This window comes from Acinetobacter pittii ATCC 19004 = CIP 70.29 (assembly GCF_000369045.1).
GTDB lineage: Bacteria > Pseudomonadota > Gammaproteobacteria > Pseudomonadales > Moraxellaceae > Acinetobacter > Acinetobacter pittii.
This window is the reverse complement of record NZ_KB849786.1, coordinates 781,556-797,560: the sequence shown is the minus strand read 5'-3', so window position 1 is coordinate 797,560 and position 16,005 is coordinate 781,556. Positions and strand designations below refer to the sequence as shown.

Sequence of the window (16,005 nt, the reverse complement as noted above, 5' to 3'; positions counted from 1 at the left end):
ACTTCCAATCAATAAGATCGAAACATGTCCACTATATTGAATATGTTTTTATTGATATGATTAGATAAAGCGTTGGAACTTTCCACAAAGTTATTGTGCCTCTAAATATTGAGGCTCATCATCTAATTCTGTTAGGGATAATCGTTATTTTTAACATTGAATACTTTTAGAAATCGCTTAAAGACTGTCAACTCATGATAGAACTGTTGTGAAAATAGTTTTATTTAGTACAGATCAAAAACGGTAAAACAAGTATCTGAGGAATTAGAAAAGAGCTAAAAGCTATAACTTTTAGCATTCAAAACTTTGTGACGTGACAACAAAACTCATTCTCTTTTCTAGAGAGCCAACTAAATAGTTGATATCTCTCTTAATCAGGACTTTTTTTACATGAAAAAGCTGATCAGTCTTTTTTTAAGCGTGTCTGTGCTATTACTTGCAGCTTGCGGTAAACAACAAAGTGAACCACAAGCTGGAAAGAGTGGTGATTCATCACAACTTCAAACTGTGGTTATTGCCTCAACTGGTTCTGACGCTGATATCTGGCGTTATATTTCGACTTTACCAGAAACTAAAGCTGCTGGTGTTAAGCTTGAGGTGAAAAATTTCACTGATTATGTTGCAATGAATACAGCTGTAGCAAATAAAGAAGTTGACTTAAATGCATTCCAATCTTATGCATATTTGGTGGCTTTCAATGCATCAAATAAAGATAAAATTGCTCCAGTTGCTACAACTTATCTTGAGCCAATGGGAATCTACTCAAGTAAACATAAAAAAGTAGAAGAATTCCAACAAGGTGCAAGCATTGCAATTCCTAATGATGCAGCGAATGAAGCTCGTGCATTATTGTTATTACAAAGTGCCGGCTTAATTAAACTTAAAGCTGACTTCGACCCTGCTAAAGGCACACCAAGCGATATTATCGATAACAGTAAAAAAATTGATATCAAACCAATCCAAATGGCGACAGCTGTACGCGTAAAAGATGAAGTTGATGCAATTGTTTTAGGTAATACATTAGCTTTAGAAGGTGGTTTAAACGTACTTAAAGATTCTATCTACTATGAACCTGTTGACCAAAGCACTAAACTGAATGTAAACATCCTTGCAACAGCTGAATCTCGCAAAGATGACCCAATTCTTCAGAAAGTTGGTCAGCTATACCACACTGAAGCTGTTAAAAAATACGTTGAACAACACTTTGGTGGTACAAAAGTTGACGTGAATCAGCCAATCAGCTACCTCACGGAAGCTAAATAGTAATATAATAGCTGCAACGCGAAACAGGCAAAGACTCTTTGCCTGTTTTTTCTTTTTAGCATAGTTTTTGACGACATGATTCAATTTAAAAACATTTCAAAGCACTATCAGCTTAAAGGCCAAACCATACGAGCTCTGGACCAAATTAATTTGGAAATTCCTGAAGGGAGTATTTTTGGCATTATTGGCTATAGTGGTGCAGGTAAAAGTACTTTAATCCGCCTGATTAACTTACTTGAACGACCAAATGAAGGTCAGGTTATCATTAATCAAAAGGACTTCACTGCTTTGGATGCGCGTTCATTACGTCAGGAACGTGCAAATATTGGTATGATTTTTCAGCACTTCAATTTGCTACAAACCAAAACGGTTGCTGAAAATATCGAAATGCCAATGCGTCTGCTGAATTACAATAAAGCAGAACGTGAAAAGCGCTTAAATGAGTTATTGGAGTTTATTGATCTTAAGCACAAAAAAGATGCTTATCCTGATGAACTTTCTGGCGGCCAAAAGCAACGTGTCGGTATTGCTCGTGCTTTGGCAAATCATCCAAAAATTCTTTTGTGTGATGAAGCAACCTCTGCTCTAGACCCACAAACAACCAAGTCTGTTTTAGAGTTACTCAAGAAAATCAATCAAGAGCAAAAAATCACAATCGTTATGGTGACCCATGAAATGGATGTCATTGAAACTGTTTGTGATCATGTAGCTGTGATGGAAGCTGGTAAAGTCATTGAACAAGGTTCAACGATTGATATCTTTAGTAATCCTCAACATCCGACGACTAAAAACTTTATTCAAACTGTGTTACATCAACAGTTGCCTGTGAATATTTTAAATCAACTCGAAAATCAGCATCACCATAGCATCTACTGTTTACAGTTTTTGGGCCGTTCTGCTCAAGAACCTGTAATTCAGTCACTGATTAAACAATTTGATATTAGTTTAAATATCTTATTCGCTAACATGACTGAAATTAACGGTACTGTCATTGGTCAAATGTTTGTACAGCTTCTAGGTGAGCCACAGTTGATTAAACAGGCTATCGAGTTTTTAGAGAAAAATGAAGTGAGTGTAGTTCAATCAGGAGATCAAGTATGAGAGATTTAATCGTACAGTGGTTAACTGAACTTACTCAACCTTTCTGGCACAGTTCTCTTTCAATTGACCAGTTTGTAACAGCTCTACAAGAAACATTTCACATGGTGTTTTTTGCGCTTTTATTTGGTGGTATTTGGGGTTTCATTCAAGGGGTTATCTTGCTTGTAACTCGACCAGAAGGTATTTTGCCAAATAGATTCGTCTATCATTTACTTAACCCAATTGTAAATGCGTTACGCTCTCTCCCATTCATTATTTTACTTATTGCAGTGATTCCTCTTACCAAGTTATTGGTAGGAACTTCAATTGGTACATGGGCTGCGATTGTCCCTTTAACAATTTACGTTGGTCCATATATGGGACGTTTGATTGAAACTTCCCTACTCGAAGTAAATGAAGGAATTATTGAATCTGCTCAGGCGATGGGTGCTACACCTTGGCAAATTATTTACCGCTTTATTTTGCCAGAAGCACGCAGTTCACTCATTTTAAACCTCACAACAGCGACAATCAGTTTGATTGGTGCAACAGCAATGGCTGGTGCAGTGGGCGCAGGTGGTATTGGTGACTTAGCAATCTCTTATGGTTACCAACGTTTTGATACAAGCGTTGTAATTTTAACAGTAATTGTTCTATTGCTCTTAGTACAGATTGTACAGACGCTAGGTAACTGGCTCTCTAAGATCCGTTAAATTACTCATATAAAAAGCTCCCTAAATGGGGGCTTTTTTGTTTTATATACATCATTTTCATAAAAGGTTGAGTGAGTGGCTTAATACCATTTTCTGTTATTATCAAAAACAGCGATTACTTACTCTTTGGATTTGGTTTTAGGATAAAACAATGCGTTATAGAATTCATTTTATTGATGTACAGAATGCCCTCCAAAACTATATCTGGATTTTAGAAGATACTGAAACCCAAGAGGCTGTTGCAGTTGATCCAACAGAAGCTGATCTTGTGACTCAATTTTGTCAAAATCATCAACTCACTTTAAAACAAATCTGGCTCACTCATTGGCATAAAGACCATATCGGTGGTGTAGCGGATTTAACGGCTGGCCAAAATATTACTGTCTATGGTCCACGTGATGAGCTCTCAAAAATTCCGGGAATTACTCACCCCTTACAACATGACGATCATTTAAAATTTAATGATTTAAAAGTAGAGATTATCGCGACCCCAGGTCACACCTTAGGACACATTGTGTATTTTATTGAAGAGTTAGAAGCTGTATTCTGCGGTGACACTTTGTTTGCAATGGGATGTGGACGATTATTTGAAGGTACGGCTGAACAAATGTATCACTCACTTAGTCGTTTAGCAGCGCTACCAACACAAACCAAAGTTTATTGTACGCATGAATACACTCTTTCAAATGCCGAATTTGCCTTAACAGTAGAGCCGCATAACCACGCCTTATCTGAACGAGCCGAAGAAGTCCGTGAGCTACGTAAGAAAGGATCAATCACCCTTCCGAGTACGATTGAACTCGAATTAGCAACCAATCCTTTTCTTCGTGCAGAAAGTGCTGAAGACTTTGCTCATTTGCGTGTACTTAAAGATAATTTTTAAAGTTAAAGTCTCTCCTTTTAAGAGATACAGTTTCATTTTAAAAACTGTATCTTTTTGCATAGCGCACGTTGATCGTAATTATTTTTTACATTTACTATCTTCATATTTATTCATCTTTTTAAAAATTGTCTCGAATTTATATTTTTTTAAAAACACATCAATAAACAACTAATTAAATAAAAAGTTTTTATTTTTTAGTTACATAACACCTCCATATTTTTATAAAAATGAAAACTGTTCTTTATCTATCTTACTTTTTTTACAAGTTGCAAAATAAAACAAAGTTTTCCCCCTTTAAAAAATCTAATTAAAACCCTATTAATAAATAAGATGTAATGCCACGGATAGAAGGAGTTCTCACGTGAAAAAGGTTGTTAAAGCTAAAAATTTGATTGCGTTTCGTATTTGGTTAGAAAAGTTAGGGTATTCAGTTAAAAATCTTGCTGATGGAAAAGGTTTTACTTTTAGTTTTAAAAAAGAATATGGTTTAGTGACCTGTGATTTAGCAGGTAATTCATTAGCGATGCAATTAGGTGAAGAGTTTGAGGATCACTTAAAAGCATAATTTTTTACGACTCGAATTACAGTATTGTCTTTTTGAAAGATAAGTAATATTGCAGAACTTTAGAATGGTTTAATTAAAATATATTGTTAGACATTAAACAAAAAATCTGTAGCGAGGCTAATCTCCCAAATTGCCCTCAGCTACAGATTTTTTATAAGATTATTCTGCTTTAGGATTCTTTAAAGCTTTATCTAAAAGATCTTTATCTAAAGCTTTATCCCATCGTGCTACAACAATTGTTGCGCAAGCATTACCAACTAAATTTGTTAATGCACGGCACTCCGACATAAAACGGTCAATACCAAGAATTAAAGCCATACCTGCTACAGGAACCGCTGGTACAACCGATAGAGTGGCAGCCAGAGTAATAAAGCCTGCACCAGTCACCCCTGCTGCACCTTTAGAACTTACCATTGCCACAAGAAGCAATGCAATTTGTTCACTAATTGATAAGTCAACATTACACGCTTGTGCGATGAATAGAGCCGCCATAGTCATGTAGATATTTGTACCATCGAGGTTAAATGAATAACCTGTCGGAATCACCAAACCTACCACCGATTTTTCACAACCTGCTTTTTGCATTTTATCCATTAAAGATGGTAAAGCTGCTTCAGAAGAACTTGTTCCTAAAACTAACCAAAGTTCATCTTTGATATAACGGATTAAATGAATAATTGAGAAGCCATTGTAACGGGCTACTGCTCCTAAAATTACGATGACAAACAACACTGCTGTAATATAGAACGTCATAATTAATAGTAATAAATTACCAATTGATTCGATTCCATACGCACCGATGGTAAAAGCCATTGCACCAAAAGCACCGATTGGAGCAAGCTTCATTAACATACCAACAAGGTAAAAAACTGGAGCTGTTAAGTTATTTAAGAAGTCGGTAATTGGACGTGCACGGTCACCCAATGCAGCCAAAGAAATACCAAATAATACCGCCACAAACAGAACCTGCAAAATCTCGCCACCTGCCAGAGGACTGACGAGTGTTTGCGGGATAATATTCATGAAGAAGTCAGTAATATTTGTTGCATGCGCCTTTTCAACGTAAGTATTTACTTTGTCGTTGACTAAGGTAGCGGGGTCAATATTAAGACCTTTACCTGGTTGGATAATATTTGCCACAATCATACCAACCACAAGCGCCAAGCTTGAGAAGGTAAGGAAATAAAGCATAGCTTTACCAGTTACACGGCCGACTCGGCTCATGTTTGTCATACTGGCAATGCCTGTAACAACGGTTAAAAAGATGACGGGAGCAATAATCATTTTAACAATCTTGATGAATGCATCACCAAGCGGTTTTAAACTTTCGCCAAGTTCTGGGTAAAAATGACCAATTAAAATGCCCAAAATAATTGCAAAGATGACCTGTACATACAAAATTTGGTGAAACTTCTGTTTTTTCTGTACCGTTTCTTGGTCAAGGGTATTGAAATCCATTATCTAAATACCTTTTCGATGGGGATAAAAAAATAAAATATAAAGCGTGCACCACAAGCTGCTTTATCAAGGAAAAGCCATTGTAAAGAATAAAAAACGGCCTGTGTTATAAATTTAAAAAATGTCAAATTCAATAATCATGCAATAAATTATATAAAATCATTTTAATTTTCTAGTTTTAAAAAATAAAAAAATAACCAAAATTCGTTATAAAGCATTATTTAATCTTAATATTTTAAGTAAAAACATGCACAAAAATGGCTGTAGAAGTTTAATTGTCTCATACCAGCACAACATTTATTAAATAAATGATTTTATAAAAAACATGTAAATTATAAATTATGAAAATTTAGTTTAAAAATAATAAGAAAAATTGATATATAATTTTTTAACAAGATAAAGTGTCTCTTTTTTGTTAAAAAAATCCTACTAATAGGCTTTGATAAATTAATTCAAATTAGGGAGCGTTAAATAACCGTTCCAATAAAATGTGGACGTAATCTAAGCTTAAGGTACGTTCAGTGAATAAGATGCGAAATAGCATAGGGGCAATAACAGCTTCGATAATTTCTTCATTATTTATAGTGGGTTCATTACGCGATCTAGCTCTGGCTTGAATAATATCAAGTTGTTGAATAATTAAGGTTTCACATTTTCTTGCATTTGAAGAGTCGGCTGTATATAGCACATCACGCAATAATGTTTGACCAACTTCAGAAGAATACTCCTCAAAATATTGTTCAATCCATGCAGTGATATCTAGCTGAAATGAACCTAAATCTTTTGGTTCCATATCAGGTTTAAGTTCATTTAGGGCTACATCTGAAAATAGCTGATTAATATCGCCCCAACGGCGGTAAATTGTCGAAGGTGTTACTCCTGCCTCATGAGCGATCATAGGTATGGTAATTTGGGTCTGCTCTAAGGTTTTTTGAAGCTCTTTTACCGCTTGGTGCACCGCAGTTTGAATTCTTTCACTACGACCGCCAGGACGTAAGCCAGTAACAACTTTTGCCATTTATAAACTCTGTAAAAGGAATCAAAAAATTTATAAATATTTATATCTATATACAAAATACACTAAAGCTAAAGATTTGCTTTAGTGTAAAAATAATGTATAAAAGCTAAATATTCGCTTTTATGTTATTCATCTTATATGAACAATTCAAGTTCAAAACGGTCTGGATCAGTTTTTCAGTTAGATAGTGCAAGTGCATTGACACTTAATACAATCACGCTCATGACTTTTATGGCGGCGTCTAGTGCACCGACTCCACTTTATCGTCTATACCAACAGCTTTGGCAATTTTCACCTGTCACTTTGACTTTAATTTTTGCAACTTATGCTTTTACTTTGCTGGGTTCATTACTGATTATTGGTTCTTTGTCTGACTATATTGGACGTCGTCCTGTCATTATTGCAGCCATTTTTCTGCAAATTATTTCGATGAGCTTTTTCTTATTTGCTTCAGATGTTTCGATGTTATTTATTGCACGGGGCTTACAAGGAATCGCAACAGGGCTTGCTGTCTCGGCTATAGGCGCAGCAATTTTAGATTTTAGTAAGCTTCAGGGTTCGCTTATTAATAGTATCGCACCAATGGTCGGCATGGCTGTTGGTATATTTCTAACTTGTTCTATTTTGCAATTCTCTGCCCAACCGTTACAGCTTGTTTTTGAATTTTTATGTCTTCTTCTTGTTTGTGAACTCATTTTAAGTTTTTTTACTCCTGAAACAGCCCAAAAGAGATCGGGTGCTCTTGCCTCTTTAAAGCCCAATATGGCTATTCCTCCACAAACAAAAAGTGCTTTATTGAGTATTAGCCCTATTAATATTGCTCTTTGGATGGTCAGTGGTTTCTTCCTATCACTTATGCCCTCTTTACTGGCAAAAATTTTCCATACTTCATCTGCATGGCTAAACGGTGTTATGTTTATAGCGCTAGCACTCTCAGGTGCGGCAGGTATATTAACGCTTAGAAAGTCGACAAATTATCGTATTTTATTAATAGGTACTCTTTCAATTGCTATTGGTTCAACTGTTTTATTTTTAGCAATTAATCTTACAAATGCAGTAGTTTTATTTCTTGGTTCTATTATTACGGGTGTGGGTTTTGGTACAGCTTTCATGGGAGCAATTCGCACAGTAATGCCTCTAGCTTTACCAGAGGAACGCGCAGGACTTATGGCTGCATTTTTTGTTGAAAGTTATTTGGCTTTTAGTGTTCCAGCAATTTTAGCTGGCTATTTTGTTGGGAAAATTGGGCTGATGAGTACAGCAAATAGTTATATTAGTTTTATTATTTTACTATCGTTTGTTGCCCTTCTTTTGATTTTTAAAAACTTTAAAAGTAAATAAGCCTATAAAAAAATAGCCTCTATAGAGGCTATTTTTTTTAGATGCTCTTTAAATTCTATTAAAAAGTATCTGCTACATACATACGTACCATCTCGCCTTCCTCATCCTTTACCAACATTAAAAACCGCCAACCACATTTTTCATAAAACTCGGTATGGTCTGTTATTAAATAAAGTGTTTGGATGCCCTGATTACTCAAGTCTTCACGTATAAAATCTAAAATGTGCTTTGCAATATTTTGGTTTCGATAGTTCTCTTCTACAAATAAAGCACATAAGTTTGGTGTTAAATCTTTACGCTCATGGAAGTCATTATCAATGACTCCTGCTCCAGCAATTAAATGCTTATCTTCATTTAAAACAATGTACCACTGTGGAATAGCATGTTTTTGATCAATGGAAATCTGAATGCTATCAAGATAGGCTTCCACAGGGATTTGCCATTTTTCAGAAAACCACTGTGCAGCCATTTCTTTGTATTGAGGGTAATCAGATAACCGTAATATTTGCATAAAATAAACCTATTTTGTCCAACCTTTTTAAGGTTGAGTCACTGAACTACTAATGGATTGCTGGGTTGGACTCTCATAAGTTGTCTCTGCAACTGGCGAAACGCGCCAAATCGTATTGCCCACATCATCTGCAACTAACACAGCACCTGAGAAATCAATTGCTACACCCACAGGGCGACCATACGCTTTGCCTTTATCGCTGAGGAATCCAGTCAAAATATCTTGCGGTGGACCAGAAGGCTGACCACTTCTAAATGGTACAAAAATGACTTTATAACCACTGTGAGGTTTACGGTTCCAAGAACCATGCTGACCGATCAATGCCCCACCTCTAAATTGTGGCATCAGTTCGGCTGCATAAAATGCAAGGCCTAAAGAAGCCGTATGGTTGCCTAGTGCATAGTCGGGTTTAATTGCACGAGCAACCATTTCAGGATTTTGCGGTTTTACTCGCACATCTACATGTTGACCATAGTAGCTATAAGGCCAACCATAAAAAGCACCGTCTTGAACCGAAGTCATATAATCGGGTACTAGGTCACTACCGATTTCATCGCGCTCATTAACCACTGTCCAAAGTTTACCGCTTTGAGGTTGCCAAGCCATACCATTAGGATTACGTAGTCCTGTTGCAAATGGGCGAGACTGACCACTTGCAATATCAAACTCTGTAATTTGTGCACGACCTTTTTCTTGATCTAAACCATTTTCAGCAACATTACTGTTAGAACCGACAGTAATGTAGAGCTTTGTACCTTCGCGATTAGCAATTACATTTTTGGTCCAGTGGTGGTTTAAAGCACCACCCGGTAAGTCCAATACTTTGGTTCCACTGGCTGTAATTTGAGTTTCCCCTTCTTGATAAGGAAAACGTACTAGTGCATCCGTATTGGCGATATATAAGTTATTACCTACCAATGCCATACCAAATGGAGAATTTAAGTTTTTAAGGAATACCGTTTTCTGGTCAGCGACTCCATCTCCATTGGTGTCACGAAGTAAACTAATACGGTTTGCGCTCGGATGAGATGAGCCTGCACGCCTCATCACAAAAGTCATGATTTTACCTTTAATACCTTTGCTGTCTTCCGGTTTAGGCGGAGCATCTGTTTCAGCAACCAATACATCGCCATTTGGTAATACATAAAGCCAGCGAGGGTGTTCAAGTCCTTTGGCAAATGCTTTGACCTTTAAACCTTCTGCTGGAGTTGGCATAGCGCCATTTGGCCAACCTTCTGCCGGGGCTATATTAACGGTCGGTAATAAGCTCGATTTAGGCTCAGGAAGTTTTGGTTCTGGGCCATAACTCTCGGCAATCGGATATTGAGATGATGATGCACATCCTGCAAGTACACATACAACCGTAATGCCTAAAGTTGGCTTCAAAAAATCGTTAAGCATCTTTTATCTCCATTTTATTTATTCGCAATAAATACAGGTTAATGCTTTAGAAGAGAGACTTATAGTTGATTTATTTAACTGTGCTGAGCATTACAGACCGTATTTTTCAAAAATCTAATACATAACTGAGTATTTATTAGGCACTTAATTTACTTTCTTCATTAACTATCAATTAGAACTTTGTCCCAGAACTATTGTTTAAAGTATTTAAAAAGCTCTCTTTATCTTTGGGCGAGATCATTACTGTAGCCATTCTTCCATCTTTCATATAATAAATTTTAAGTCGATCTAGCGATAATGCTGGAGAAGAAAGTGGATTATGGGTAGGTTCTATTTGAGTAATATCATTGATATTAATTTTCCATCGAAATACCAAGCTCTTAATGATTAATGTGTTGTTTTCTACTACGTAATACGTGTTAAAGATGGGAAGCCAAATAACCAAAATGACTAAACTATAAATGACGAGGTGTGGAAAATTTGAAGCTAAAGAATAATGATAATTTGCTTCATAAATTTTCATAACGATATTGGCAGTGATCACAACAAATATTAATAAAAGCCACCAATCAATTTTTGATCTAAATTTCAAAGTTATCCTCCATCTTTAAAATTAATTCCTAACAATTTATTGTTTCTAATTTATCTTCTTAAGTTAAAGCAAAACTCACCGCCTCTTTGGCGTGAATGGTCGTAGTATCAAATAAAGGAACCGAGAATTTATGCTCACCAATTAACATACAAATTTCAGTACAACCCAAGATAATGCCTTGTGCGCCTTCAGCTATAAGTCTTTCTACAATAGCGATATACTTTTGCTGTGAATCAGGGTTAATCACGCCTAAACAAAGTTCTTCATAAATAATGCGATGAACTGTCTTTCGGTCGGCTTCATTTGGAATAACAACATCAATTCCATAATCCCTCAATCGGGATTTATAGAAATCTTGCTCCATTGTAAAAGCTGTTCCTAACAGTGCAACTTTACCAATATTTTGACCCAAAATTTCTTTTGCGGTTGCATCAGCAATGTGTAAGAAAGGAATCGAAATTGAATCTTCAATCTGTGCAGCAATTTTATGCATGGTGTTAGTGCACACCAAAATACAATCTGCCCCTGCTTTTTCTAAATTTAGCGCTTGCTCAGCTAAATATGCGCCAGCTTCTTGCCATAAACCCTTCGCTTGCAAGGCTGCTATTTCTTCAAAATCAACACTATTAATAATGACCTTAGCAGAGTGCAATTTTTCTAATTTACGATGAACCATTTTATTGATTTGTTGATAATAAAGCGCTGTAGATTCCCAACTCATTCCGCCTAATAAGCCGATTGTTTTCATTATTGAACCTTTCTATTTATTCAAAACTTATCTATATCTCTTATGAGTAAAGCGCAGCTAGAATAAAATTGCTTTCTTAAATTTTTTCTTGCTTATCTTATTTATTAATCTTAAACGCTGTGAAGTCGATAGAAATTTTTAAGTTGATTAGACCTAGTTTATTAAATTTCCAAAACAGAAAACGCTCTCCATTAAACCCAAATCATAAAACATAAGAATTCACGCAAAATTCACGACCAGCTCTTTAATTTGATCTTATAAAGTTGGCTTGGATATCGACATGAAAATTATAACTACAGCCCTAGGGTTGATTACTTTGGTAGGTTTAACGGCGTGTAAAAGTGTGCCTAGTTACTCAGGTGACTATGGCAAAGCTGAACAAAAAATTACTGGTATAGAATTAGATGATCAACAGGCGCTAGATGTCGGCAATCGTTTTGTCGCTGCATTTAATACGCTCGGTACTCCTTCTTTTGTAAATAATGCTAGCAATCTTTACGCTGATCAGCTCTATATCAACGATACACTCTCGCAGTTCTCTCAAAAGAAAGATCTGATTAAGCATTTTGAAGGCATGAATGCCCGAGTGAGTAATGTCACGGTAAAACTCATTAGTGCAACTCATCACCAAGATACAGCCTACATTCATTGGTACATGACCTATGACTTTAAAATGCTAGGTCGCTCAAAAACCATGGCTTCTTATGGAATTAGTCAAATTAAGATTAATGAGCAACAAAAAATTATTTTCCAGCAAGATTATTGGGATCCGGCAAATGGCCTTTACCGTTCTTTACCAATATTTGGAGGAGTATATAAATGGGTATTACCGTTCAAAAAAGTCGAATCTTGATATTTCTGGGAATCTTAATCGTATCTCAAGCCAATGCGGCTGAACTAAAAAAATGCAGTTCAGCTCCTTTAATGGTGACGAGCAAGAAAGTGGGAAATGTCAGTTACTTTGCTGAAGATTGCCTAAAAAATTGGCAGAACCAAAGCATCAAAATGGACTTTAGCTATAACCGCGATATTCCCGAGTGGGCATTTAAACGCGCAGCAACCCACTTTTTGAAGAAAAATGTTAGCGGCTTTGATGCGAAATCCCCGCTTAATCATATTAATGAACTATATAGGCCAATTAAGAGTGGAGATCTTTATAGTCTCTACTATCAACATGAAAATCAAAAACTAGAATTAAAATTAAACCAGAAGCTACTCGGCTCTTTGAACAATCCAAATGCAAATCAATATTTTAAAATCTGGTTTGGTAGCGAACCGTTTAATGCTAAATTAAAACAACAATTATTAAATTAATGGCTTAATAAAATCTCATGGGTAATCACTTTATCCTCATGGTTGAGGACCATTTTGAACTCGCAGCAACGGTCTGCGAATTTCTTGAAGTGCATGATTATGTTGTCGATCATGCACGTAATTTAGATGCTGCACGGACTTTTCTCAAATCTCAGCATTATCATCTTTTGTTGCTCGATATAAATTTGCCCGATGGCTCGGGTTATGACCTATGTAACTGGCTACGTACCGAACAAGGCGTTGATATTCCCGTTCTTATGCTCACAGCAAGAGATACTTTAGATGACAAACTTAAAGGTTTTACTGCTGGCACAGATGATTATTTGGTAAAACCTTTTGATTTTAATGAATTAGTGATGCGGATTCGTGCATTAATAAAAAGAGCAGCTGGTGAAGTCACTCACCATAAAATTCAAATTCACGACTTAATTCTTGATAGCTCAACTCAAACTGTGGTTCGTGCTGGAAATAATATCGAGTTACCCCCTATTCAATTTAAACTATTAAAAATTTTGATGCGCCAGTCTCCAAAAGTAGTGACTAAGCAAGAACTGATGATGGAATTATGGGGAGACGAAGAACCTGAAAGCGATGCGTTACGCAGTCATATCTATAACCTAAGAAAAATGGTTGATAAACCTTTTGATCCTAAACTATTACATACAGTGGCAGGTGTCGGTTTAAAAATTGCTTTGGAAGATTCCGCGACTTAACTTAAATAGACCACAACAATTAAGCCTGTGGTTGGCTCCAAATCGAGTTCAGGATGAGTGGTTAAATAATATTGTCGATCAAACAGCTCCACTCTCCATCCTAGTTGTTTGCAAAGCTTTTGTACCAATTGCAAACCAATTCCATGGCCTTTAGCCTTTAAGGAAAGTTGTGTGTCGCTTAGCTCTTGCACCTTTACATCGTTAGGTAAAGAAATTCCAATTCCATTATCTGCAATAATCAGGCTGTTTTTTTGTTGAATAATGTCGATTTGTGAGCCTTGAGAATAGTTCAGGGCATTACGTAAAATATTACCTAAAACCATTTGAGTCATCGAAGGATATAACCAACGTGGCTGCTCAGAAACATCAGGTTGAATATTAATTTGTATCCCTTTACCTGCACTTACCGCTTCTAAACTTTCAACAAGATCCTTTACCGTTTTCGATAATAAATTTTTCTCAGATGGCAAGCTCTGTACCGTATTACGTGCAATCGCAAGTAAGGTATCAACGAGCAGCTGCATATCTTCAATTGTGTTATGAAGACGGACTAAGGATTTATCGTCTCCGTATTTCGCCTGACACAGTTGTACATTACCTTTCAAAATGGTGAGTGGAGTGCGTAACTCATGGCTCACATCTCCAGTAAATTCTCTTTCACGTCGAATAAAATCACTTAAAACTTGATGATATTTTTCTAAAGCTTGTTTGAGATATTCGGCTTCCATGTTGCCATTGGTATTAATATCTCTAAAAGGAGATGCCTGAGTATCTTGATGTGCCCAATCAATATTTTCTAAAGCGTTCGCTAAGCGCGTAATTGGAGAAAAATAGCGTCTTGCTCTTCGGTTTGACCACCACAAAAAGCTATATAGAACAGATAAGCTGAACATCAGTGGAGCAAGACCAAATAACCAGATCAGCTTATTAACATTGCTTTCGCCAAATACCAATAGAACATGCTGACCATTACGCTCACCATAGACCGTCATTCGTTCTTTACCATCAACGAATACTCGGTGCACGCCACTCTCTAAATGCATGCCCCGAAAAGGTTGAGGCGCGGCCTGTGTATTCCACCGATATCCATATAAATTTTTAGTATCTGGTAAATCAGCATTTGGATTACGTTCTATGCGTAACCAGTAATGCTCCATTTCCTGTTCTAAAGCGGTTTTAAGTAAAGAGCCCTTAATCACCCAAGCACTACAAGCCAACCCGACCACGATCGATAATGCAATCAGACCAATCTGCAACCAGTAATATCGATTGAACATTTGGGCTAATGGATGACTCGCTTTGCCATCATGTCGAGTTTTTATCATATCTTTATCGCCGGGATAGGCTATAGAAATTACTATGATCGCTTTTTAAATAAAAAGTGACCAATGACCCATTCTTGACCTTGCTCAAAACCAAATAACTCAGCACAAGCCATGAAGAAAATACGCCAGCGTTGCCACCAAATATTGGCATCTTTTCCATAGATTTTTTTAAACAGGGGCTTCAGTTCGACTTCTTGGTTATCCATGTTATCAAGCCAAGCATTTGCCGTTCTCATATAGTGCTCACCCGACCACTGCCACTGTTGAGCCAACTCTAAATGCTCTTGAAAATGCAAAAAAGTCGAAGTCGAAGGCATTAAACCGCCAGTAAAGAAATACTTGGACATCCAATCATAATCTGATTTTACTTCAAAAGGATAATGTAAAAAGCGATGGCAAAAAATATGACACCAAAGTAAGCCGTCTGCTTTTAACCAGCCCTGAATTTTTTCAAAAAGACGTTGGTAATTACGAACGTGTTCAAACATTTCGACCGATACAACACGATCAAACTTGTCTTGGTCTAAGTCAAGTACATTCACATCACAGGTAAGCACTTCAACATTGGTTAAACCTCTCAATTCTGCTTGCCGAAGAATATGCTTTTTCTGAGTTGCAGAATTTGAAACAGCCGTAATCTGTGAGCCTGGATAGTTTTCTGCCATCCACAAAGTTAAAGAGCCCCAACCACAGCCTAACTCTAAAATCTGTTGACCGTTTTTAAGTTGTGCTCTTTCACAATAAAGCTGAAGAGCCAACTCTTCTGCCTGATCTAAAGTTGTTGTTTTAGTCGGAAAATAACACGCACTATATTTGAGTCTTTTTCCAAGCACCGCCTGAAAAAACTCGGTCGGCAATTCATAGTGCTGCTCGTTTGCCTTATCCGTTTCAACCGCGATTTCGCTCTTCTTCAGCATATTAAGCACATCCATGTAGCGCTGCGCTCCTTGCTCAGGGTCATAACGGCCTTCTTGGATTAAGCGCTTTTTACTTAAAGCACGAATTGCAGCTCGAATTGCATGATCTGGAATCACACCACTTTCAACAATTTTCAAAGACTGATGAACAATAAAATCCATA

The 16,005-nt window shown here is 36.7% G+C and carries 17 protein-coding genes; 9 read left to right on the top strand and 8 right to left on the bottom strand.

The window, feature by feature from the left end:
- The first annotated feature begins 390 nt into the window (after window positions 1-390).
- The 5 genes from yhcJ (at window position 391) to F928_RS07900 (ending at window position 4,504) form a co-directional block, all read left to right on the top strand.
- Window positions 391-1,263, top strand: coding sequence for a MetQ/NlpA family ABC transporter substrate-binding protein (gene yhcJ, locus F928_RS07920; RefSeq protein ID WP_002119639.1), 873 nt, complete (start codon window positions 391-393; stop codon window positions 1,261-1,263).
- Between the two features lie 75 nt (window positions 1,264-1,338).
- The gene (locus F928_RS07915; protein ID WP_002119636.1) at window positions 1,339-2,364 is read left to right on the top strand and encodes a methionine ABC transporter ATP-binding protein; all 1,026 of its coding nucleotides are present in this window, start codon (window positions 1,339-1,341) and stop codon (window positions 2,362-2,364) included.
- Entirely contained in the window at window positions 2,361-3,056 is a 696-nt protein-coding gene (gene metN / locus F928_RS07910) for a methionine ABC transporter permease (protein WP_002119707.1), read from the top strand. The genes F928_RS07915 and metN overlap by 4 nt, the downstream gene beginning before the upstream one ends.
- A gap of 151 nt (window positions 3,057-3,207) precedes the next feature.
- A complete protein-coding gene (gloB, locus tag F928_RS07905) occupies window positions 3,208-3,939 on the top strand; it encodes a hydroxyacylglutathione hydrolase (RefSeq protein WP_005073568.1) in 732 nt (243 codons plus the stop codon).
- Between the two features lie 361 nt (window positions 3,940-4,300).
- Window positions 4,301-4,504, top strand: a complete 204-nt coding sequence (locus F928_RS07900; protein WP_002119766.1) for a hypothetical protein — start codon at window positions 4,301-4,303, stop codon at window positions 4,502-4,504.
- 159 nt (window positions 4,505-4,663) lie between these two features.
- Here the strand turns inward: F928_RS07900 and F928_RS07895 are convergent, their stop codons facing one another.
- Together F928_RS07895 and F928_RS07890 are read right to left on the bottom strand one after the other, a co-directional pair.
- Window positions 4,664-5,962 (bottom strand): dicarboxylate/amino acid:cation symporter, encoded by a 1,299-nt coding sequence (locus F928_RS07895; protein WP_002119617.1) that lies wholly within the window; start codon window positions 5,960-5,962, stop codon window positions 4,664-4,666.
- A 457-nt stretch (window positions 5,963-6,419) separates the two neighbouring features.
- Window positions 6,420-6,980 carry a TetR/AcrR family transcriptional regulator gene (locus tag F928_RS07890; RefSeq protein WP_002119582.1) on the bottom strand — a complete coding sequence of 187 codons (561 nt, stop codon included), beginning with the start codon at window positions 6,978-6,980 and terminating at the stop codon, window positions 6,420-6,422.
- Window positions 6,981-7,118: 138 nt separating this feature from the next.
- On the opposite strand from F928_RS07890, the gene F928_RS07885 reads away from it, so the two are divergent.
- Complete coding sequence (locus tag F928_RS07885) at window positions 7,119-8,321, top strand: MFS transporter (protein ID WP_005073565.1); 1,203 nt, start codon at window positions 7,119-7,121, stop codon at window positions 8,319-8,321.
- A 58-nt stretch (window positions 8,322-8,379) separates the two neighbouring features.
- Here F928_RS07885 and F928_RS07880 read toward each other — a convergent pair whose 3' ends face one another.
- The 4 genes from F928_RS07880 to racD all read right to left on the bottom strand — a co-directional run bounded on the left by F928_RS07880 (window position 8,380) and on the right by racD (window position 11,573).
- The gene (locus F928_RS07880) at window positions 8,380-8,832 is read right to left on the bottom strand and encodes a GNAT family N-acetyltransferase (protein WP_005073564.1); all 453 of its coding nucleotides are present in this window, start codon (window positions 8,830-8,832) and stop codon (window positions 8,380-8,382) included.
- 27 nt (window positions 8,833-8,859) lie between these two features.
- Entirely contained in the window at window positions 8,860-10,233 is a 1,374-nt protein-coding gene (locus tag F928_RS07875; protein WP_005073562.1) for a PQQ-dependent sugar dehydrogenase, read from the bottom strand.
- A 172-nt stretch (window positions 10,234-10,405) separates the two neighbouring features.
- Window positions 10,406-10,825 carry a PH domain-containing protein gene (locus F928_RS07870; RefSeq protein WP_005073561.1) on the bottom strand — a complete coding sequence of 140 codons (420 nt, stop codon included), beginning with the start codon at window positions 10,823-10,825 and terminating at the stop codon, window positions 10,406-10,408.
- Between the two features lie 58 nt (window positions 10,826-10,883).
- A complete protein-coding gene (racD, locus tag F928_RS07865; RefSeq protein WP_005073559.1) occupies window positions 10,884-11,573 on the bottom strand; it encodes an aspartate/glutamate racemase family protein in 690 nt (229 codons plus the stop codon).
- Window positions 11,574-11,853: 280 nt separating this feature from the next.
- On the opposite strand from racD, the gene F928_RS07860 reads away from it, so the two are divergent.
- The 3 genes from F928_RS07860 to cusR are packed head-to-tail and all read left to right on the top strand — an operon-like array spanning window position 11,854 to window position 13,600.
- Window positions 11,854-12,426, top strand: a complete 573-nt coding sequence (locus F928_RS07860; protein WP_005073557.1) for a nuclear transport factor 2 family protein — start codon at window positions 11,854-11,856, stop codon at window positions 12,424-12,426.
- On the top strand, window positions 12,393-12,887 hold the full coding sequence (locus tag F928_RS07855; RefSeq protein WP_005073555.1) for a chalcone isomerase family protein: 495 nt from the start codon (window positions 12,393-12,395) through the stop codon (window positions 12,885-12,887). The genes F928_RS07860 and F928_RS07855 overlap by 34 nt, the downstream gene beginning before the upstream one ends.
- A 17-nt stretch (window positions 12,888-12,904) precedes the next feature.
- Window positions 12,905-13,600, top strand: a complete 696-nt coding sequence (gene cusR / locus F928_RS07850) for a response regulator transcription factor (RefSeq protein ID WP_002119620.1) — start codon at window positions 12,905-12,907, stop codon at window positions 13,598-13,600.
- On the opposite strand, the gene colS is transcribed toward cusR, so the two are convergent.
- Both colS and F928_RS07840 read right to left on the bottom strand, forming a co-directional pair.
- Window positions 13,597-14,925, bottom strand: a complete 1,329-nt coding sequence (gene colS, locus F928_RS07845) for a sensor histidine kinase (RefSeq protein WP_005073552.1) — start codon at window positions 14,923-14,925, stop codon at window positions 13,597-13,599. The two genes, cusR and colS, sit on opposite strands and share 4 nt — an antisense overlap.
- A 32-nt stretch (window positions 14,926-14,957) precedes the next feature.
- Window positions 14,958-16,004: an SAM-dependent methyltransferase gene (locus tag F928_RS07840; protein ID WP_005073549.1), complete on the bottom strand. Its 1,047-nt coding sequence runs from the start codon at window positions 16,002-16,004 to the stop codon at window positions 14,958-14,960.
- Window position 16,005 lies beyond the last annotated feature (1 nt).